The organism is Streptomyces coffeae, from assembly GCF_016741875.1.
GTDB classification, from domain to species: Bacteria; Actinomycetota; Actinomycetes; order Streptomycetales; family Streptomycetaceae; genus Streptomyces; species Streptomyces coffeae.
The window spans coordinates 1-20338 of record NZ_JAERRF010000015.1 but is presented as its reverse complement, the minus strand read 5'-3'; the positions used below and the strand labels follow the sequence as shown (position 1 = coordinate 20338).

Genomic DNA, 20338 nt, shown 5'->3' with positions numbered 1-20338 from the left:
CCGGCCGGTTGTTCCTCGGCGCTCAGCGCGACGCGTCCGGCAGCGGTTCTCCCGGCGGCATGTTGTACGGGGTGACGACCTGGATCGCGGACGGCGGAAGCGGCGCGGTGTCCGCGGGCAGCGCGCCATGGGCCCGCATCACCAGACGGCACGCGTAGCGCATGTCCTGCCGCAGATCGTGGTGGAGCACCGCGGAGAGCCGCCCCTCCCGCAGCAGCCGGGTGTTGTCGTGGTCGAGGTCATGGGCGATGAACACCGCGCACTCCCGCCCGGCCGCCTCGAACGCCTCCAGCGTGGCGATGTTGCCGCCGCCGATCGAGTACACGGCGCGGATCTCCGGATCCCGGGCGAGGGCGTTGAGCGCCAGCTCGCGCTGGGTGGCGGCGTCCAGCCCGTCGCCCTCGGAGATCTCCACCACGGTGCGCTGCGGACGCAGTGCCCGCATGGCACCCCGGAACCCCATCTCGCGCTCCTCCTCATTGCGGAAGAAACCTCTGCTGAGGCTGGTGAGCACATGGCCGGGGCGGTCGCCCAGCCACTGCCCGATGAGATACGCGGCGGTGGCGCCCGCCGCGCGGTTGTCGATACCGACATAGGCGATCCGCCCGCTGGTCGGCAGGTCCGTCACCAGGGTGACCACGGGAATCCCGGCCTCGGCGAGCCGGGCGACCGCCGCCGTGACCTCGGGGACGTCGGGGGCCTTGAGGAGCACCCCCTGCGACTGCCGTTTCTTCGCGATCCGGTCCAGTGTGGCGGTCAGCCGGCCGACCGGCCCCGTCTCACGGAAGTGGAAACGCGAGCGCAGCACGGCCGGGTGCAGCGACGGCAGCTCGGCCTCCAGCGCCGTCCGCACGGCCGTGGAGAAGCGCTCGGGCGCCTGCATCACTATGTCGATCATGAAGGTACGCCCGCCCAGCCGGACCTGGTCCCGCTGCCGGTGCAGATCGGTGATGGCCTGGTGCACCTCGCGTGCGGTGCTCTCCCGCACCCCGCCCCGGTGGTTCATCACCCGGTCGACGGTGGCCTCGCTCAGCCCGGCCTGGCGGGCGATCTCCCGGAGCGGAAACGGATGGGACGGCACGGCGGCTCCTTGAGGGGTTTTTGATGGGCTTCTGCCGATTGCCCGAGGGGTGCGGGTGTCACAAGAATGACATCGCACCGCCGCCGCGCCACCCCCGAAAGGACGCCGATGTCCGCGATCCCCGCGGCCGCCCGGACCTGGCTGTCCGAGGCGGACTGCGATCTCGACGCCTTCCGGGTCCTGGTCGAGCGCACCACCGACCCGGCCACCTGTCCGTATGCCTCCGGCATCGAGCACGGTGTGCCGGTCTACGACAGCGACCGGCTGCGCACCGTCGCCGCCACCCCGGACGGCCGCCGCGCCGTCCAGGCCGAACTGGTCCACGCGCTCGCCGACGGCGCCGGTGTGGTCGTGTTCCGCCGCGCCTTCCCCGACGTCGCGGTGATGGACCGCGCCACCGGGGTGTTCCACGCCCTGATCGACGAGCAGCGCGCGGCCGGGACCGCCGCCGGAGACCACTTCGCCGCGCCGGGCACCAATGACCGGGTGTGGAACGCCCTGGAGAAGATGGCCGTCCGCGACCCCGAGGCATTCGCCGACTACTACGCCAACGACATCGTCGCCCTGGTGTCCACCGCGTGGCTCGGCCCCGGCTACCAGATCACCTCACAGATCAACGTGGTCAATCCCGGTGGCCCGGCACAGACCGCGCACCGCGACTACCACCTCGGCTTCCTGTCCAACGCCACCGCGGCGGGCTACCCCGCCCATGTCCACCGGCTCTCCCCGGCGCTCACCCTCCAGGGCGCGGTCGCCCACGGCGACATGCCCGTGGCATCCGGACCCACGCTCTACCTGCCGTACTCGCAGACCTTCGAGCCCGGTTATCTGGCCTGGCGGCTGCCGCGCTTCCAGGAGTACTTCGAACACCACCACATCCAGCTGCCGCTCACCCAGGGCGACGCCGTGTTCTTCAACCCGGCGCTCTTCCACGCCGCGGGCGCCAACCGCACCACCGGGGTGCGGCGGATGGCCAATCTGCTCCAGATCTCCTCCGCCTTCGGCCGCGCCATGGAAACCGTGGACCGCCGGGCCATGACAGAGGCCGTCTTCCCGGTGCTGCGCGACCGCAAGGCGCACGGCGCCACGCCGGAGTGGCTGCACACCGTGATCGCCGCCTGCGCCGACGGCTACCCCTTCCCCACCGACCTCGACCGGGACCCGCCGGTCGACGGACTCGCCCCACCCACCCAGGCGGACCTGCTGCGCCGCGCCCTGGACCGGAACTGGACGTCGGAGGCGCTCGGCGAGGCCCTGCGGGGCGCCGCCGACCGCCGCCACGGCTGAGACAACACAGCTGAGACAAGGAAACACATCATGGGACTCCTGGAGAACAAGGTCCTGCTGGTCAACGGCGGAAGCCAGGGCGTCGGCGCGGCCATCGCCCGCGCGGCCGCCCGCGAGGGGGCCCAGGTGGCCGTCAGCGGACGGCGCCCCGGCCCCGGTGAGGAGCTGGTGGCCGAACTGACCGCGGACGGCGCCACCGCCACCTTCCTCCGCGCCGATCTGTCCGACGCCACCGAGGCGAAGGGTGTGGTGGAGAAGGTGGTGGCGGCCTACGGCCGGATCGACTGCCTGGTCAACTCCGCCGGGCTCACCTCGCGCGGCTCGCTGCTGAACACCACCCCGGAGCTCTTCGACGCCCATATGGCGATCAATCTGCGCGCCCCGTTCTTCGCCATGCAGGCCGCGGTGGCGGACATGGTCGAGCGCAAGGCCCCCGGCACCATCGTCAACGTCATCTCCAACTGTGCCCACGGCGGCCCGCCCCATCTCGCCGCGTACTCCACCGCCAAGGCCGGACTCGCCGGACTCACCCGCAACGCCGCCCACGCCCACCGCTGGGACCGCATCCGGATCAACGGCCTGAACATCGGCTGGACCGCCACCGAGGGCGAGGACGTCACCCAGCGCACCTTCCACGGCGCGGGCGACGACTGGCGCGAGGAGGCCGCGCGGGCGCTGCCCATGGGCAAGCTGGGCCAGCCCGACGAGATCGCCGACTTCGCGGTACTGCTGCTCTCCGACCGCAGCGGTGTGGTCACCGGCTCGGTCATCGACTGGGACCAGAACGTCGTCGGCGCGCTCGACTGACGCCCTCTCATCACCCCACCTCACAGAACCACCACGAAGGAGAAGCGAGCCATGCGCATCGGCATCATGGGACTCGGCCGGATCGGCGCCTTCCACGCCGAGACCCTGGGCGGACTGGACGCCGTGGAATCCCTCGTCGTCACCGACCCCTACGCGGACACCTCGGCCCTCGCCGCACGGCTCGGCGCCACCGTGGCCGACTCACCCGAAGCCGTCCTCGCCGCCGGGGTGGACGGTGTGGTCATCGCCGCCGCCACCGACGCCCACCCCGGCCTGATCCAGGCCGCCGTCCGGGCGGGTGTCCCGGTGTTCTGCGAAAAGCCCGTCGCCGGGACCATGAAGGAGGGCGTCGAGGTGCGGCAGGCGGTGAAGGACAGCGGGGTGCCGATCCAGATCGGCTACAACCGCCGCTTCGACACCGGGTTCGCCGCCGCCCGCGCCGCGGTGGCGAGCGGTGAGCTGGGCCCGCTGCACACCGTGCGGTCCACCACCCTGGACCCCGCGCCGCCCCCGCCCGCGTACATCGCCGCCTCCGGTGGCATCTTCCGCGACTGCTCGGTCCATGACTTCGACATCATCCGCTGGGTCACCGGCCACGAGGTGACCGAGGTGTACGTACGGGGCAGCAACCGTGGCGCCTCCTACATCGCCGAAGCGGGCGACGCCGACACCACCGCCGCCGTCCTCACCCTGGACGACGGCACCCTCGCGCTGGTCTCCAACAGCCGTCACAACGCCCGCGGTTACGACGTCCGTATGGAGCTGCACGGCTTCCAGGACAGCATCGCCGTGGGTCTTGAGGACAAGCTGCCGCTGCGCTCGGTCGAGCCCGGCGCGACCTTCCCCGCCGGGGTGCCGCACGACTTCTTCATGGACCGCTTCGCCGCCGCCTACCGCGCCGAACTCACCGCGTTCACCGAGGTCGTCGCGGGGCAGCGGCCCTCGCCGTGCACCGTGGAGGACGCCCTGGAGGCGGGCTGGATCGCCGAGGCGTGCACCCTGTCGCTGCGCGAGCGCCGCGCGGTGACGCTCGAGGAGGTCCGGCACGGATGACGGGATCCACCGCACCCCTGCGCATCGGCGTGCTGGGCGCGGCCCGTATCTCCGCGCTGGCCGTCGTCGCCCCGGCCCGCGCCACCGGCCACCGGCTGGTGGCCGTGGCCGCCCGCGACCGCGGCCGCGCCGAGCGGTTCGCCGCCGAGCACGGGGTGGAACGTGTGGTGGACGGCTACGCCGAGCTGGTGGCCGACCCCGAGGTCGACATCGTCTACAACCCGCTCGCCAACGGTCTGCACGGCCCCTGGAACCTGGCCGCCCTCGCGGCGGGCAAGCATGTGCTCACCGAGAAGCCCTCGGCGTGCAACGCTGAGGAGGCCGCCGAGATCCGCGATGCCGCCGCCACCGCGGGCACCGTCTTCATGGAGGGTTTCCACTACCTGTTCCACCCGGTCACGCGGCGGCTGCACACGTTGCTGGACTCCGGTGAACTCGGTGAGCTCCGGCATGTCGAGACCATCATGGCGATGCCCGCGCCGCCCGACGGCGATCCGCGCTGGTCGCTGTCGCTGGCCGGTGGCGCCCTGATGGACCTGGGCTGCTACAGCCTGCACGCACAGCGGGTGCTCGCCCCCTGGGCCGGTGGCGCGCCCCGGCTGGTGGCCGCCCGGGGCGCGGAGCGGCCGGGCGCCGAGGACGTCGACGAATGGGTCGACGCCGAACTTGCCTTCCCCGGCGGCGCCACCGGCCTCGCCCGATGCCATATGGCCGCAGGCGAGTGGCGGATGAGCTGCCGGATCACCGGCACGCTCGGCGAGGCCACCGCGCTGAACTTCGTCCAGCCGCATCTGGACGACCGCGTCGTGGTGCGCACCCGGGCGGGGGAGCGGACCGAGGAACTCGGCCGCCGCTCCTCGTACACCTATCAGCTGGAGGCGTTCGCCGACGCCGTACGGCACGGCACTCCGCCGCCGCTCGACGCGGACGACGCCCTGGCCACCATGACCCTGGTCGACGCCTGCTACCGCGCCGCCGGATTCCCGCCCCGCCCGCGGGTGCGTTAGGCCCTGTCCGGTGGGTCTTTGAGGATCAGCCCGCGGCGTCTGGTGAGGGGGCACCTCCCAGCGGTAGCTGGGGGAGGATCGCAAGGCGGAGGATCGCCCTCGTACTGGGCGTACTCGGGCGACTCCGACAACGCGGCGAGGTGCGGTGCCAGGCGTCGCGGGCCCGATAAGACCCACCGGACAGGGCCTGGGCCACCACCGGTCCGGCCGGCCGCCCTCACGAGCGGTCGGCCGCGACCTCCAGATGCGGCAGGTAGTGGTCCATCCGGTCCCGCTTGGTGCGCAGATAGGTGATGTTCTCCTCGCGCGGCGGGGTCAGCAGCGGCACCTGCTCACTGACGTCGATGCCGTGCCGCAGCAGCGCCTCCCGCTTGAGCGGGTTGTTGGACAGCAGCCGCACCGACCGCACCTGGAGGTCGTGCAGCATCTCCGCCGCCACCTGGTAGTCGCGGGCGTCGGCGGGCAGCCCGAGGGCGAGATTGGCCTCGACGGTGTCCATGCCCTCCGCCTGGAGCTGCATCGCCTGCAACTTGGAGAGCAGTCCGATGCCCCGGCCCTCATGGCCCCGGAGGTAGATCAGAATGCCGCGGCCCTCGCGGGTGATGGTGTTCAGCGCGGCGGAGAGCTGATCTCCGCACTCGCAGTGCTTGGAGCCGAAGGCATCTCCGGTCAGGCACTCCGAATGCAGCCGGGTAAGGACGTCCGCACCCTCGACATCACCGTATACCAGGGCTATTTGTTCATCCCCGCGATTGAGGTCGAGGTAGCCGACCGCGCGGAATTCACCGTACACGGTGGACAGTTGGAGATTCGCCACGCGCTTGGCACCCGCGGTGCGAGCACTGGAGTCGACCACGCTATCACTTACTGTCATGTCCCGATCCTATCTGGCAAACTGCCTGCGGTGTAGGTGAAAATGGCGAGCACGTGTCAACACGTTGCCCCGGTGGACGAACGAAAGGCCCGAAAAACATGAGCAGTTCCGGAACGCGACCACAGGTCCCGGATCTTCTGCCGGTGGATACGACGGAGGACGTCAGGGCCCGGGGAGCCCGGGTCGCCGTCCTGCCCGTCGGGAGTTTCGAACAGCACGGCGCCGGGCTTCCCTTGATCACCGACACGGTCGTGGCCTGCGCCATCGCCAGTGAGATCGCCGCGGCCCACCCGGTGCTCGCGCTTCCCCCGATCACCGTCTCCTGTTCGCACGAGCACGCCGGCTGGCCGGGCACGGTCAGCATTTCCGCCGCCACGCTGCACGCCGTCGTCCGGGACATCGCCGATTCGCTGCGGGCTTCCGGTGTCCACGCTCTCGCCGTGGTCAACGGACACGGCGGGAATTATGTGCTGCGGAACGTGGTTCAGGAATCCGTGGGCACCGGTATGCGTATGGCACTTTTCCCGGGCTCGGCCGACTGGACAGCCGCACGAGAACGGGCCGGAGTGCAGACGCCGTCCAACAGCGATATGCATGCGGGAGAAGTGGAGACTTCCATCCTCTTGCGGGTCCGCCCGGAACTCGTCCGGCCCGGCCAGGAAAAGGCGGACTGGATAGCGGATGACCGGAAGCATCTGCTCACCCTCGGTATGTCCGCCTATACGGAGTCCGGGGTCATAGGCCGCCCCTCCCTGGCGTCCGCCGAAAAGGGAAAGGAACTTCTCGCCGGTCTTGTCGATTCCTTCGATGAGTATCTCTCCTTGCTCGGCGCCCGGGAGGAGACGCGATGACGGACCGCACCGCCGTGCTCGACGCGGCGCGCGCATGGGATCTGCTGCGCACGGTCCGGACCGGGGCGCAGGCCGGGGCGGCCGGTCTGGTCCGGGACGCGGACGGTACGTACCGGTGGCGGCAGCCCGCTTCGCCGGAAGCCGGGGAGCTGGCCGCGCGCTACGCCCCGCTGTGCCTGGCCGGGCCGCGTCTGGCGGTGGCCCAGCTCGGCCAGAGCCTGGACGGTTTCATCGCCACGAGCACCGGCGACGCCGACTACGTCACCGGTGAGGAGGACCGCCGCCATCTGCACCGGCTGCGGGCGCTCACCGACGCGGTGCTGGTGGGCGCCGGGACCGCCGCCGCAGACGACCCCCAACTGACCGTCCGCGCCTGCGCCGGTGACCATCCGGTGCGTGTGGTTGTCGATCCGCATGGCCGGGTTCCCCTCACTCGCCGGGTGTTCACGGACGGCTCAGCGCCGACGCTGTGGGTGGTGGCCGCCGACAGCGAGCGTCCGACCGCCCCGGACGGCGTGGAGGTGCTGACGCTGCCGGACCGCGACGCGTTCGCCCCCCACCGCCTGGTGGACGCACTCGCGCGGCGCGGCCTGGGCCGGATACTGGTCGAGGGCGGCGGGGTGACCGTGTCCCGCTTTCTGCACGAGCGGGCGCTGCACCGGCTCTACGTCACCGTGGCGCCGGTCCTGATCGGCGACGGTGTCCCCGGACTCCGGTTCGCCGGTACCCCGGTACTGCGGAACGCGCTCCGACCGCCCGTGCGCCGTGGTGTCCTCGGCGAGGACACCCTCTTCGAACTCGACCTGGGGATGCCGCAGTCCGGCGATCCACTGCCCGATGAGCACCGCGATACCGGGCAGGCTCGCCGCGAAGGTGAGCACTCCGTACACCACGGCGACCGACAGCCCCTGGCCCGCGCCGAGGCCCGCCGCGCCGAAGGCCCAGGCGGTGACACCCTCCCGGGGTCCCCAGCCGCCGACGTTCAGCGGCAGCGCCATCGCGATCAGGGCCAGCACCAGCAGCGGCACCAGCACGGCGACCGGCGCGGTTGACCCCGCGGCTCGCGCCGCCAGCAGGAACATGGCCACATGCCCGGTCAGCACCACCGCCGAGGCCACCGCCACCCCCGGCCAGCTGCCGCGGGCCAGCAGCCCGCGGCGCGCCTCGGCCAGCGCGCCGCGGAGCGCCCGCCGCCCCCGGGAGGGGGCGGCCGCTCCGCGCCGCCGCGACCGCACCACCAGCGCCACCAGACCCGCGGCCACCACGGCCAGGACCGGTACGGCGCCCGGGGCCGCGGCCACCCGGCGGGTCTGCTCCAGCGCCACGGCCGGATGCGCCAGCAGCAGCACCATCCCCACCGCGATCAGCACCACCTGGCCCGCGACCCGCTCCAGGACCACCGCGCGCACCCCCCGCCCGACATCACCGGCGGTGCGCCCGTGGCGTACGGCGCGGTGCACATCGCCCAGCACTCCGCCGGGCAGCGCCGCGTTGAGGAACAGCGAGCGGTAGTAGTCCGCCACGGCCCGGCCCAGCGGCAGCCGGATCCGCAGGCCCCGAGCCACCAGACACCAGCGCCATGCGCTGAACACCGTCGTGAGCAGGCCCAGTCCGAGCGCGCCCAGCAGGGTCGGCCCGTCGATCCTGCGCAGCCCGTCCACAAACGCGCCCGTGCCCAGCCGCCACAGCAGCACCGTGAGGATGGCCGCACCGGCCACCGCGCCGAGCCGTGCCCGGACCGCCCCGCTCATGCCGCCGCCTCCACCGCTGCGGGCAGCGCCAGCAGATCGCGGTGGTGCACCACCGCCCCCACCCCGCCCGCCTCGCACACCGCCAGACGGCGCCGCAGATACGCCTCGGCGCGCGCCCCGAGGTCCGGCCGCTGCTCCTTGGCCGCACCGACCCAGCCCCGCAGCCACTCGGCCGTCAGCGCGGACTCCTCCGGGCCCAGCCGCCACGGGCTGCACTGCGTCCGGACCACCGCCCCCTGCCGTTCGAACGCCGCGGTGGCCACCGTCACCGCGTCCGGACCCAGCAGCTCACCACGGCGCTGATGGGCGTTGAACGCGTCCAGGATCTCGTCGTCCAGCGGATCGGCCGGAGTCAGCTCGACCCGTCCCACCACCGACAGCGCCAGCAGCACCGGACACCCGGCTTCCGCACACAGCGCGGCGAGCCGGTCCACCTCCTCGCGCGTCAGCACGTCCAGCAGCGCCGAGGCGGTCACCAGTGAGGCACCGGCCAGATCGTCGGCGGTCAGCCGTCCCAGATCGCCGCGCCGCGTCCCGACCGCCACCGGAGTGCCCTGGGCATCGCACGGCGGCTGTTCGACGGCCCGTTGGAGCAGCCGCGGATCCCGGTCGTGCAGCACCCAGCGCTGCGGCGCGGGCAGCCGGGGCGCCAGCCAGCGGCCCATCGACCCGGTGCCGCAGCCCAGGTCGTGCACCACCAGCGGACCGTCGGGACCCGGCCGCGCCGCGAGATGCGCTCGCAGCGAGTCCACCAGCTCCGGTGCGCGGGCCGCCGCGTCGGCACCCTCGCGCAACTGAAGCCAGTCGGGGGTGTAGTGCGGTGTGTCGGTCGCCGTCACGCGGCCCTCCCGGTGTCCCGGCGGAGCCGGTCCAGCGCCGTGGCCAGACTCCGCGATGTTGTGTCCCACCCGTCCAGGGCGGTGCGCCGTCCGCGCGCGGCCTCCCGCAGCCGCCGGCGTGTGGCGGGCTCACCCAGCCAGCGGCGCAGCGCGGCGGTGAGCGCCTCCGGGTCCTCCGGACCGACGAGCATGCCCGGCACACTGCCGTCCGGCGCCTTGCCCACGGCCTCCGGCACCCCGCCCACCTCGGTGGCGAGCACCGGAATGCCGCGGGCCAGCGCCTCGGTGACCGCCATGCCGTATGTCTCGGCGTGGGAGGGCAGCACCAGCAGATCGGCGGCGGCGTAACTGGCCTCCAGCGCCGCGCCGGAGCGCGGTCCGGCCAGCCGCAGCCGGTCCTCCAGACCCGCCCGCGCGATCAGCTCCCGCACCCGGTCCACATAGCCGGGGTGGCGGTCGAGACCGCCCACGAACGTGCACTCCCACGGCAGATCGCCGATGCCGGCCAGCGCCTCGATCAGCCGGCGCTGTCCCTTGCGCGGGGTCACCGACGCCACGCACAGCAGCCGGGTGCCGTCCTCGCTGCCCTCCGCCGACGGCCCCGTATCGGCCCCGGGCGCGGCCACATGCACCTGCCCCGGGGCGAGCCCGTGCAGCTCCACCAGCCGTCGCGCCGCCCAGTCGCTGGTGGCCACCACCGCGCCCACCGCGCGCAGGGTCCGGCCCTCCAGGGCCTGGAGATCCGCCGACCGGCCCGGGGCCAGCCCGGTCTCGTCCCCCAGCGGCAGATGCACCAGCACCGCCAGCCGCAGCCGCGGCGCCTCGGGAACGATGAGATACGGCACGGCGCAGGCCACCAGACCGTCGAGGAGGACCACACTGCCGTCGGGCAGCTCCGCCAGGGTCCGGGCCAGTTCGGCGCGGGCCCCGGCGGTCGGCTGGGGCCAGGCCCCGGCCACCGCGTGCTCGTGCACCTGCCAGCCGGTACCGGGCAGATCCCGGCACACCCGCAGGTCGTAGACGTTGCCGCCGCTCGGCGCGGTGGGATCGTGCACATCGCCGGGCATCACGATGTGCACCGCCCGCGGTTCGCCGCCGCTCACAGGGCACGCTCATAACTCGCCCAGGCGATATGCGACTCGTGCAGCGTGACGGTCAGACCCGCAAGGCCCCGGGCGCCCTCGCCCAGCGCTCCCGCGTGCACCCGCTCGGCCAGCCGGTCGGCGATCACCTTGGCCAGGAACTCCGTGGAGGTGTTGATGCCCGCGAAGTCCGGTTCCTCGTCGAGATTGCGATAGCTCAGCGCTCCGGTCACCTGCCCGAGTTCACGGGTGGCCAGCCCGATGTCGACGACGATGTTGTCGTCGTCCAGCTCGGTGCGGCGGAACGTGGCGTCCACGAGGAACGTCGCTCCGTGCAACCGCTGCGCGGGTCCGAAGACCTCACCGCGGAAGCTGTGGGCGATCATGATGTGGTCGCGGACGGTGATGCTGAACAACGGATGACCCTCCAGGTGCGCGCGTCGGGCCCGTCTGCCGGGGCACGCCGTGTAGTACGGCCGATGCGTTCCCCGTGTTCAGACCGATTTTGCGGCGGCCTCAGGGTCCGTACAGCACACGGTGGCACAGTCCCGGAAGCTCACCCGAGGCGAGCCTCGGCAACACCCCCGGCAGCTCCTCGAAGGCGCACTCCCCGCTCACCAGCGCGTCGAAGGAGGAATCGGCCAGCAACTCCAGCGCCAGCGCCAGCCGCTCGGCGTAACCGCGGCGGGGACCACGGTTCGGCGACACCGTGCCCACCTGGCTGCTGCGCACGGTCAGCCGCCGCGAGTGGAACGCCTCACCCAGCGGCAGACTGATCCGCCGGTCGCCGTACCAGCTCAGCTCCACCACGGTGCCCTCCGGGGCGAGCAGTTCCAGCGAGCGGGCGAGCCCGGCCTCGGTGGCGCTGGCATGCACCACGAGATCGCAGCCGTCCGCCGCCTCCTCCGGCAGCGCGAACTCCACCCCGAGCGCCGCCGCGACACCGGCGCGCGCCGGATCCGCGTCCACCAGCTGCACCCGTACCGCCGGAAAACGGGCCAGTACGGCGGCGACGCTCGCCCCGACCATCCCGGCCCCCACCACCGCGATCCGGTCGCCGAGCAGCGGTGCCGCGTCCCACACGGCGTTCACCGCGGTCTCCACCGTCCCGGCCAGCACCGCCCGTGCGGCGGGCACGTTCTCAGGCACCACGGTCACCGCGTTCGCCGGAACCACATAACGGGTCTGATGCGGATACAGACAGAACACCGTGCGCCCCAGCAGCTCCCGGGGCCCTTGCTCCACCTCACCCACATTGAGATAGCCGTACTTCACCGGCGCCGGAAACGCGCCCTCCTGAAACGGCGCCCGCATCGCGGTGTGCTGGTTCTCCGGCACCCCGCCCCGGAACACCAGGGTCTCCGTACCCCGGCTCACACCGGAGCACAGGGTGCGCACCACCACCTCGCTATCGTCGGGTGCGGGCAGCGCCACCTCCCGTATTTCGCCGTGGCCGGGGGAGCGGAGCCAGAAGGCGCGGGCGACGCGCTCCATCGAGGTCCTCCAGAAGGATCGCGCTGAACAGCTGAACAATCGGGCGGCGGCACACGTACGGATAACCAGCCGCGATCACGGTACGCGGCACTCATGGACTCCGCCACACAGCCGGAGGGTGCACGGTGGCAACCCTGAATGACACGTACAACACCAAACCGTTGCGCCAGGAGACCGCGGCGGGTGCGGGAGCACAGCTCGCCCTGCTCGCCCTGCTCGGCATGGCACTCGGCCTCGGTCCCGCGGGATGGCTGACCGGGGTGGCTTTCGCCCTCGCCACCTGGGCGGTGCTCAACCGCGCCGTGTCCCGTTCGTGGCTGCGCTCGTTCGGGGCGGCCAACCGCGTCACCCTGGCCCGGGCCACCCTGGTCGGCGGGGTGACCGCGCTGGTCGCCGACTCCTTCCAGAGCCCGCCGCGGGTCACGGTGCTGGTCGCGCTCACCACGGTGGCCCTGATCCTGGACGCGGTGGACGGCAAGGTGGCCCGCCGCACCGGCACCTCGTCCCCGCTGGGTGCCCGCTTCGACATGGAAGTGGACGCGTTCCTCATCCTGGTGCTCAGCGTCTATGTGGCCACCTCGCTCGGCCCCTGGGTGCTGCTGATCGGCGGTATGCGCTACGCGTTCGTCGTGGCGTCCCGGTTCCTGCCCTGGCTGCACGGTGAACTCCCGCCGAGCACGGCCCGTAAGACGGTGGCCGCGCTCCAGGGCATCGCCCTGCTGGTGGCCGGGGCCGCGATCCTTCCCCGCACCGCGGCCCTGGCCGAAGTGCTGCTGGCCCTGGCCCTGCTGAGCTGGTCCTTCACCCGCGACATCGGATGGCTGTGGCGCACCCGCCACCAACGCGCGCAGGGCTGATCCGCCGTGGGCGGACCGCCCCATACGCGAGGTGTTCCAGGGCCACTACGCGAACGGCACCGTGGCCGTCGGCGCGGCCGTCACCCTGGCTCTGGCGGCGCTGTGTCTGCTCGGCGGCGCCCGCCTCTTCCGCAACGCGCCTGCCTGAGTCGGCCGTAGGGGCGCCGTCGTCCGGAGCGAGCGAGAGTGGCAAGGGGGAATCCCCACTCCTTGCCACTCTCAACGTATAGCGCACAGGGGGCCTTGCGGCAAGGCCCCCTCCCTGCCGCAAAATCGCTGGCCAAGGCCCGAACCTGCGGAAATGGGGGACTCACGAAGTGCGTGTGCTGTTGTCGGTCTTTGAGCCAGGCGCTGACGCCGAGGTGCGGATGTGCGCGCCGCTGGATCTCGCGGGCGCGACCCCGGATCGGAGCCGCTGACATGACCTCCCTGACCACCAGCGCGTTCGACCTTCCCGACCGCCTCGCTCCCAAGGCCGACCCGACACTGATCGCCGAGGACGAGAAGCACTTCGCGGCCATCGCGGAGAGCCTCGAGCAGGCAATCGCCGAACTGTCCGACCGCCTCGACGCCGTGCTCAAGGCACCCGGCGGCGTGGGCCGGGCAGCGATGGACCGGGATACCGAGGTCCACCGGCTGACCGGCCGGCTGCGCGCCTTGCGCCGTTTCGGCCTGGACCTGTGCCTCGGGCGCATCGTCACCGCGGACGACCCCGAGCCCCGGTACGTCGGACGACTCGGCCTCACCGACAGCGCCGGGCGCCGGCTGCTGGTCGACTGGCGCTCCCCCGCGGCCGAGCCGTTCTTCGCGGCGACCCACGCCAACCCGATGGGGCTGGCGAGCCGCCGCAGGTATCGCTGGACCGGCGGCCGGATCAGCGACTACTGGGACGAGGTGTTCACCGCCAACGGGCTCGACCGGCACGCCGCGCTCGACGACCAGTCCGCCTTCATCGCAAGCCTGGGCAGCAGCCGGTCAGCCCGGATGCGGGACGTGCTCGCCACCCTCCAGACCGACCAGGACGCCATCATCCGGGCGGGCTCCCGCGGCGCTCTTGTGGTCGACGGCGGCCCGGGTACGGGGAAGACCGTCGTCGCCCTGCACCGCTCCGCGTACCTGCTCTACTCCGACCCTCGCCTCGGTCACCGTCGCGGCGGTGTGCTGTTCGTCGGTCCGCACCAGCCCTACCTGGCCTACGTCGCCGACGTCCTGCCCAGCCTCGGCGAAGAGGGCGTACAGACCTGCACGCTGCGGGACCTCGTCGCCGAGGGAGCCGGAGCGGCGCTCGAGGACGACCCGCACGCGGCCCTCCTGAAGTCGTCCGCGGACATGGTGAAGGCGATCGAGACGGCCGTCAGGTTCTATGAAGAGCCGCCCGCCAAGGGGATGACGGTCACGACCGACTGGTCCGACATCTGGCTGAGCGCCGACGACTGGGCCGAGGCATTCGAGGCGGCGGACCCAGGTACTCCGCACAACGAGGCGCGCGAGCAGATCTGGGCGGAACTGGTCACCATCCTGCTGGACAAGTACGACGGTGACATCTCGCCCGACCTCTTCCGGAGGTCGCTGCTGCACGACGAGGAGCTGATCACCACCTTCAGCCGCGCATGGCCGCTGCTCGAAGCGGCCGACCTCGTCGGAGACTTGTGGTCGGTACCCGCCTATCTACGGATGTGCGCTCCCTGGCTCGACCCCGATGACGTCTCCACGCTGCAACGCAAGGACCCCCAGGCCTGGACGGTGTCCGACCTGCCGCTCCTGGACGCGGCACGGCAGCGGCTCGGCGACCCGGAGACGGCACGGCGCAAGCGCCGGCATGCTGCCGCCCTCGCCGCCCAGCGCGAGCGCATGGCGCAGGTCGTCGACAACCTGATCGACGCCGCATCCGACTCCGGGGCCGACGGCGACGACGGCGAAGGGCTGGTGACGATGTTGCGCGGCCAGGACGCCCAGGTCAGCCTGGTCGACGAGGCCGAACTGCCCAGCGCCGACCCGGACCTGCTCGCCGGTCCGTTCGCGCACATCGTCGTGGACGAGGCTCAGGAACTGACCGACGCGGAGTGGCAGATGCTGCTGCTCCGCTGTCCGTCCCGGAGCTTCACCATCGTCGGGGACCGCGCTCAGGCCCGGCACGGGTTCACCGAGTCATGGCAGGAACGGCTCGAGCGGATCGGGCTCGACCGGATCAACGTGGCCTCCCTGAGCATCAACTACCGGACGCCGGAAGAGGTCATGGCGGAAGCCGAGCCCGTCATCCGGGCCGCGCTCCCGGACGCCAATGTGCCGACCTCCATCCGCAGCGGCGATGTCCCCGTCGTCCATGGATCCGCTGCGGATCTGGACGCGATCCTCGACACCTGGCTCGCCGCACATGCCGAGGGGACCGCCTGTGTCATCGGCGATCCCACCTTCCGGGCGACGTCCCGCGTCCGTTCGCTCACCCCCGAGCTGTCGAAGGGGCTCGAGTTCGACCTCGTCGTCCTCATCGACCCGGAGGAGTTCGGCACGGGCATCGAAGGAGCGGTCGACCGCTATGTCGCGATGACCCGAGCGACCCGGCAACTCGTCATCCTCACCAGCCCCTGCGAGCCATCCGCAGATGGCAACCGTGTCCCGTTCAGGGTCCCTTGACCCCGAACGGAACACGGGGGTGAACGCAAGTGGGCTGGCCCGCCACGCGGTTGATCAGTCGAGGCAGAACTCATTGCCCTCGGGGTCGGCCATCACGATATGACCGGTGCCGAGCGGGGGAGCGGGCTCATGGCGCTCGAGCCGGGTGGCGCCGAGCGCGACGAGCCGCTCGGCCTCCGCCTCCAGGGCCGCCATCCGCGCGTCGCCCACGAGCCCCGGGGCGGCCCGCACATCGAGGTGCACACGGTTCTTGGCCTGCTTGCCCTCCGGCACCCGCTGGAAGAACAGCCGCGGCCCGGAGCCTTCGGGATCGAGCAACGCCGACGCGTCGTTGCGCCGCTCGGGCGGCACGCCCATCGCCTCCAGGGCCTCCTCCCAGGACGCGAACCCCTCGGGCGGATCCTGAAGTCGGTAGCTCATGGCCTCAGCCCAGAACGCGGCCAGTCCGGCCGGGTCGGCGCAGTCGAAAGTGATCTGGACGTCGCGGGCCATCTCAGCTCGCCTCCTGTCGGGTCTGTTGCCGGGTGTGCCGGTGGAGGTCGCGGAGCAGGCACACCTCGGACAGATGGTGGATCAGCTCGCGGTTGATATGCAGCACCAACTCTGCCATCGGATGGTCGGCGTACGCTCCCTCCGCCTCCCCGCACGGGCGGGTGAGGCCGGTTTCGCCGAGGGACTCGACCCCGGCCAGCCACGTGGCGTACTCCGCGTCGAGCTGGGCCAGCGCCGCGGACGCGGTCGCGGCGTACTCGAACGACTGGTAGTCGGTGGGCGCGCGGCCGAAGTGCGCGGCGCTGCGCACCGCGAGCACACCGACGATCACATGCTCGAGTCGCCAGGCGATCGTCGTGAACGGTGGCGGATCGGGTTCCGGCATCGCGAAGTCGATGGTCATCGCGCCGGACCCGGCCTGCACCGGTGCGCTCCCGGTGCCACGCGGACGCACGCTCCAGCAGCCGGGCGCCGGCTCCCGGAAGTACTCGTCGTCGGTGAGTCCGTCGAGGCGGTCACGCAGCTGATGGGTCCAGTGCCAGGCGAGCTGGTCTCGGAGCAGGGGGTTCCAGATCTGGTCGGTCATGGGTCCAGCCTCCCGCGTATTGCGGACAGGATCGTTCCGCTATGGCGGACGATTCGTTCCATGATCTATGGAACAGCTGGACCCCGCCGTCAGTACCCGCGGATCGCGTCCCTCATCATTCCTCGAACGGCGCCGCGAGCAGCAGATCCTCCACCGTGGGCACCGAGAAGTCCGGGATGTGACGGCGGCCGACCTCGGCGAAGGGATGCATGAGCTCCGCAGCGGGCTTGGTGCGGCACAGCGAGATCATCCGATCGAGCGCATCCTGCTTGAACCCTTTCCTGGGGAAGGCGGTGAGCACCTCTTCGAGATCGTCGGACGGGATCTGCTGAAGGCCGTTTCCTGAGAAATCGAGTCCGGAGCCGACGGATATCAAGGCGATCTCCGGCCTCTTCCGCGTCGCGATGCCGGCGCTGGTGTGCAGGGCAATGGCGTCCCAGACGAGTTCCACGCGTTCAGCCGGCACCTGCCGTTCCTCCAGGAAACGCTGTGCGGCGTCAGCGCCATCGACTTCGAAGCGCTCGGTCCTGCTCTGGAACGATTCGACCAGTCCGAGGTCATGCAAGATCGCGGCAATGAATACCAGCTCTTGGTCATAGTGAACACCACGCCGGTCGAACAGGAGAGAGCCGAAGACATACGTCCGCATAACGTGATGGAAGAGCGGCTCGGGGCACACGCTTCGTGCGAGCCTCACCGCTTCCTTGCACACTCCGCTGTTGGGGATGCGGACTCCGGCCACGGTCGAGGGCAACTTCGGCTCCCTGGCGGGAGCGGCAGCGGCCGGATGGGACGCCGCGGTGGAGAGCGCGGATATCGCCCCCACCGCAGCGATGGTGCCACTGTGCCGCAGTATGGTGCGCCGGGGGAATTTCCTTGCGCCATTGCTCTCATCGGACATGTGGGTAGCCTTTCGTCAGGATGGACGCCGCGTGGGTTCCTTCGGAATGCGTATCTCCGGCCCGTGCGGGGAATGCCCTTGACGGTATGCGGACGCGGTCCTGCCGCCCAGCGGCATTGCCGCCACCTTTCAACGGGATAGTGTCAAGGCTGCCCAACAGGCTCGCGCGCGGAGCGAAAGCCTGGTGGTGACGATGTCGGCACGTCTTCGGGGGACTTGGGTCGGTTCATATGCCGATGGACTTCCCGACTTCCCAGCATTGGGTCCTATCGGCGATGACGCGTTGCTGCGCCCGGCTTCGGTGACCACGGCATGGAAGACGTTCGCCGGTGCCGGGGAGTTCGCTCAGGGCTCGGCGCTCGGGCGGGCAGGCGGTGTGTTCCGCGAGCACGGCGACGTGGTCCTGGGGTTACGGGTCCTGCGGTTCCACGTCCGGTATCCGTCAGCGCCTCGGCCCGGGCCGTGGCGCGCCCTCGGGGGCGCCGTATCGGGCGAGCAGGGCCGCCCATAGGTCACCGGTCCACTGGTCGGCCGCCCGCGCGAAGTTCCCTGAGGCGTCTGCGGCACCGCGTCCCAGCAGCGGTGTGGCTCCGGCGGCGGTGAGCCGCTCGTCGATAAACGTGGGGATGTGCTGGTACGCGGCGGGCCCAGTTGAGGTTGCCGACACCGAGCAGGACGCACTCGACGCCTTCGAGGGAGCCGGACCCGAGCTCATGCAGCCAGGACGTGAACTCCGCTGACGGATGCGGGGCGGCTTGCCGATGTCCCTGTGCTGCGGGTCCGGGGCGTCGGCGTCGCCCCACAGGGCGTCCACCGCGGACCTCGGCGACCATACGCACCGCACAACGGCGGAGCTCAAGCGGGTAACGGGAGGGTCGTGCCATGGCTCGAACCCTTCATGAAAGCGGACCTCGACCCGATCCGGGGCGGTTCACCTGTGGGGTGGGGATATTCCTAGAGCCGGTTCCAGATCAACGACGCCACTCGGTCCGGAAGGTTAGGGTCGATGCCACATCGCGTTCGGACCGGACGAAAGCGTGCGTCGCATATGACAACATCCCCCGCTGTCACCGAGAACCGCACCAAGCGCTCGGCCGGTCAGGGGTGTTACTGGTGTTGCGGACATCGGTGAAGTTACTTATGAGCTCGGAGGAGAGGCCAACCTGCGCGAATTTCTTCAGGCGTTCGTCGCTGTGATGGCCAGTTCCATAAACCATAACACCGTGTGGAGCGCCATATTTGAGCCGATCCCCACCTTCCAGTTCTCGCCCGGTACGGGCGGACCGGCGTCGCAGCGAAGCGGCATGACTTCCCCTACCACGTAGTCGGGTCCGACCTGGCCGGCGTCGTGCTGCGCACCGGCGAGGGTGTGGCGGACTGGAAGCCGGGTGACTGTGTCGTCGCGCACTGCCTCAGTGTCGACCTGCACACGCCTTACGGTCACGATGAGGCGATGCTCGACCCCGAGCAGCGCATCTGGGCTTCGAGACGAATTTCGGCGGCCTTGCGGAGATTGCGCTCGTCAAGGCGAAGTTGCGGTGGGACGGGGGCCGCTCAGCGAATTCGGCTTTCTATCACAGTCACACTGCCTCGTCGCACCTTGACCGCATATATCCTCGCCCTGCAATGTCGGGGTGAAATCAATGTTTTCGATGAGGTGCTCAGGTGAATCAGGATGAGAATTTTCCCAGCCCGACCGAGTACTGCTCCGCCATGCGACGCTTCCCGGATCTCAACTCTCTAGTCGACCTGGTTCGCGCCCAAGTGGCTCAGGTGCTCGTTTATTTGCAGCCGGACATGGTCGAGGTGGATCAGTCATTCAAGGACGCTGGGTTCGACTCAATCGCTGCCGTTCAGTTGTGCAACCGGTTGAATGACGTCACGAACCTTTCGTTGCCTGACACTGTGGTCTTCGACCACCCCACCCCGCTGGCTTTGGCTGAGCATCTCTTCACGCTGCTCGGCGATGAAGCGACCACGGAACCTCCGGCCGGATCACGCTCGTTCCAAGAATTCCCCGTGCGAGAGGGTGAGGTATCCGCTGGCGATCACATCGCCATCGTGGGGATGGCATGCCGCTACCCCGGGGGCGTGCGGTCGGCCGAGGGTCTATGGGATCTGATATCTGCCGGCAAGGATGCCACCACGGAATTTCCTACCGATCGCGGGTGGGACTTAGCCACTCTCTACAACAAGGACCCCGATCACGCAGGTACCAGCTACACCATGCGGGGAGGTTTCCTGGAGGGAGCAGCGGAATTCGATCCGCGCTTTTTCGGCATCTCACCGCATGAGGCGTTGGCGATGGACCCTCAGCAGCGGTTGCTGCTGGAAACATCCTGGGAAGCGATCGAGTCGGCCGGGATGGACCCACGTTCACTCCGTGGCACCAGTGCCGGTGTGTTCGCTGGATTGATGTACCACGATTATGCGTCGACGGTCGACCAGATCCCCGGAGAGCTCGAAGGACACTTGACCACGGGAAAATCCGGCGGAGTCCTGTCTGGTCGGGTGGCGTATGTGCTGGGGCTTGAGGGGCCCGCGGTGACGGTGGACACGGCGTGTTCGTCGTCGTTGGTGGCGCTGCACTGGGCGGTGCAGTCGTTGCGGTCCGGTGAGTGCTCCCTGGCGTTGGCGGGCGGTGTCACCGTCATGTCCAACCCGGCGACTTTCGTGGAATTCAGTCGGCAGCGGGGGCTGTCTGCGGATGGCCGGTGCCGTTCGTATGCCGGTAGCGCTGAT

The 20338-nt window shown here is 70.7% G+C and carries 18 protein-coding genes and 3 pseudogenes; 10 read left to right on the top strand and 11 right to left on the bottom strand.

Annotated elements, in window-relative coordinates; genetic code table 11:
• Positions 1-22 precede the first annotated feature (22 nt).
• Entirely contained in the window at positions 23-1081 is a 1059-nt protein-coding gene (locus JK363_RS24225) for a LacI family DNA-binding transcriptional regulator (RefSeq protein WP_201877239.1), read from the bottom strand.
• 108 nt (positions 1082-1189) lie between these two features.
• Between JK363_RS24225 and JK363_RS24220 the strand changes: the two genes are divergently transcribed.
• Genes JK363_RS24220 through JK363_RS24205 form a run of 4 tightly spaced genes read left to right on the top strand, consistent with a single transcriptional unit; the run spans position 1190 to position 5235 of the window.
• A complete protein-coding gene (locus JK363_RS24220; protein ID WP_201877238.1) occupies positions 1190-2368 on the top strand; it encodes a phytanoyl-CoA dioxygenase family protein in 1179 nt (392 codons plus the stop codon).
• A 30-nt stretch (positions 2369-2398) separates the two neighbouring features.
• Positions 2399-3175 carry an SDR family oxidoreductase gene (locus JK363_RS24215; protein ID WP_201877237.1) on the top strand — a complete coding sequence of 259 codons (777 nt, stop codon included), beginning with the start codon at positions 2399-2401 and terminating at the stop codon, positions 3173-3175.
• A 51-nt stretch (positions 3176-3226) separates the two neighbouring features.
• The gene (locus JK363_RS24210; protein ID WP_201877236.1) at positions 3227-4228 is read left to right on the top strand and encodes a Gfo/Idh/MocA family protein; all 1002 of its coding nucleotides are present in this window, start codon (positions 3227-3229) and stop codon (positions 4226-4228) included.
• Entirely contained in the window at positions 4225-5235 is a 1011-nt protein-coding gene (locus JK363_RS24205; RefSeq protein WP_201877235.1) for a Gfo/Idh/MocA family protein, read from the top strand. The genes JK363_RS24210 and JK363_RS24205 overlap by 4 nt, the downstream gene beginning before the upstream one ends.
• A 217-nt stretch (positions 5236-5452) precedes the next feature.
• On the opposite strand, the gene ribA is transcribed toward JK363_RS24205, so the two are convergent.
• Positions 5453-6109, bottom strand: a complete 657-nt coding sequence (gene ribA / locus JK363_RS24200) for a GTP cyclohydrolase II (protein ID WP_201877232.1) — start codon at positions 6107-6109, stop codon at positions 5453-5455.
• A 98-nt stretch (positions 6110-6207) separates the two neighbouring features.
• On the opposite strand from ribA, the gene JK363_RS24195 reads away from it, so the two are divergent.
• Positions 6208-6960: a creatininase family protein gene (locus JK363_RS24195; RefSeq protein ID WP_201877230.1), complete on the top strand. Its 753-nt coding sequence runs from the start codon at positions 6208-6210 to the stop codon at positions 6958-6960.
• A pseudogene (locus JK363_RS42685) lies at positions 6957-7604 on the top strand (RibD family protein); the annotation flags it as partial. The gene JK363_RS24195 and the pseudogene JK363_RS42685, both read left to right, overlap by 4 nt.
• A 276-nt stretch (positions 7605-7880) precedes the next feature.
• On the opposite strand, the pseudogene JK363_RS24190 reads toward JK363_RS42685, so the two are convergent.
• The 5 genes and pseudogenes from JK363_RS24190 to JK363_RS24170 form a co-directional block, all read right to left on the bottom strand.
• Positions 7881-8711, bottom strand: a pseudogene (locus tag JK363_RS24190) (lysylphosphatidylglycerol synthase transmembrane domain-containing protein); the annotation flags it as partial.
• Positions 8708-9619, bottom strand: a complete 912-nt coding sequence (locus JK363_RS24185; protein ID WP_307821849.1) for a class I SAM-dependent methyltransferase — start codon at positions 9617-9619, stop codon at positions 8708-8710. The pseudogene JK363_RS24190 and the gene JK363_RS24185, both read right to left, overlap by 4 nt.
• Positions 9547-10617: a glycosyltransferase family 4 protein gene (locus tag JK363_RS24180; RefSeq protein WP_201877426.1), complete on the bottom strand. Its 1071-nt coding sequence runs from the start codon at positions 10615-10617 to the stop codon at positions 9547-9549. Before JK363_RS24180 ends, JK363_RS24185 begins: the two co-directional genes overlap by 73 nt.
• 32 nt (positions 10618-10649) lie before the next feature.
• On the bottom strand, positions 10650-11048 hold the full coding sequence (locus JK363_RS24175) for a 6-pyruvoyl trahydropterin synthase family protein (RefSeq protein WP_201877227.1): 399 nt from the start codon (positions 11046-11048) through the stop codon (positions 10650-10652).
• A gap of 100 nt (positions 11049-11148) precedes the next feature.
• A complete protein-coding gene (locus JK363_RS24170) occupies positions 11149-12126 on the bottom strand; it encodes a zinc-dependent alcohol dehydrogenase (protein WP_201877226.1) in 978 nt (325 codons plus the stop codon).
• 125 nt (positions 12127-12251) lie between these two features.
• Here JK363_RS24170 and JK363_RS24165 point away from each other — a divergent pair, with 125 nt between their 5' ends.
• Complete coding sequence (locus JK363_RS24165) at positions 12252-12983, top strand: CDP-alcohol phosphatidyltransferase family protein (protein ID WP_201877225.1); 732 nt, start codon at positions 12252-12254, stop codon at positions 12981-12983.
• 420 nt (positions 12984-13403) lie between these two features.
• Entirely contained in the window at positions 13404-15617 is a 2214-nt protein-coding gene (gene helR, locus JK363_RS24155) for an RNA polymerase recycling motor ATPase HelR (RefSeq protein ID WP_201877224.1), read from the top strand.
• Positions 15618-15671: 54 nt separating this feature from the next.
• Here the strand turns inward: helR and JK363_RS24150 are convergent, their stop codons facing one another.
• From JK363_RS24150 to JK363_RS24135, 4 genes are all read right to left on the bottom strand, one after another.
• On the bottom strand, positions 15672-16109 hold the full coding sequence (locus JK363_RS24150; RefSeq protein WP_201877222.1) for a VOC family protein: 438 nt from the start codon (positions 16107-16109) through the stop codon (positions 15672-15674).
• 1 nt (position 16110) lies between these two features.
• Positions 16111-16695 (bottom strand): DinB family protein, encoded by a 585-nt coding sequence (locus tag JK363_RS24145; protein WP_201877221.1) that lies wholly within the window; start codon positions 16693-16695, stop codon positions 16111-16113.
• A 115-nt stretch (positions 16696-16810) separates the two neighbouring features.
• Positions 16811-17596, bottom strand: a complete 786-nt coding sequence (locus tag JK363_RS24140) for an HD domain-containing protein (protein ID WP_201877220.1) — start codon at positions 17594-17596, stop codon at positions 16811-16813.
• 442 nt (positions 17597-18038) lie between these two features.
• Entirely contained in the window at positions 18039-18311 is a 273-nt protein-coding gene (locus tag JK363_RS24135) for a hypothetical protein (protein WP_201877219.1), read from the bottom strand.
• Between the two features lie 463 nt (positions 18312-18774).
• Between JK363_RS24135 and JK363_RS42680 the strand changes: the two are divergent.
• Together JK363_RS42680 and JK363_RS24125 are read left to right on the top strand one after the other, a co-directional pair.
• Positions 18775-19126 (top strand): annotated as a pseudogene (locus tag JK363_RS42680) (alcohol dehydrogenase catalytic domain-containing protein); the annotation flags it as partial.
• Positions 19127-19261: 135 nt separating this feature from the next.
• Positions 19262-20338 (top strand): acyl carrier protein (locus tag JK363_RS24125; protein ID WP_307821848.1); only part of this gene is annotated, 1077 nt, incomplete at its 3' end.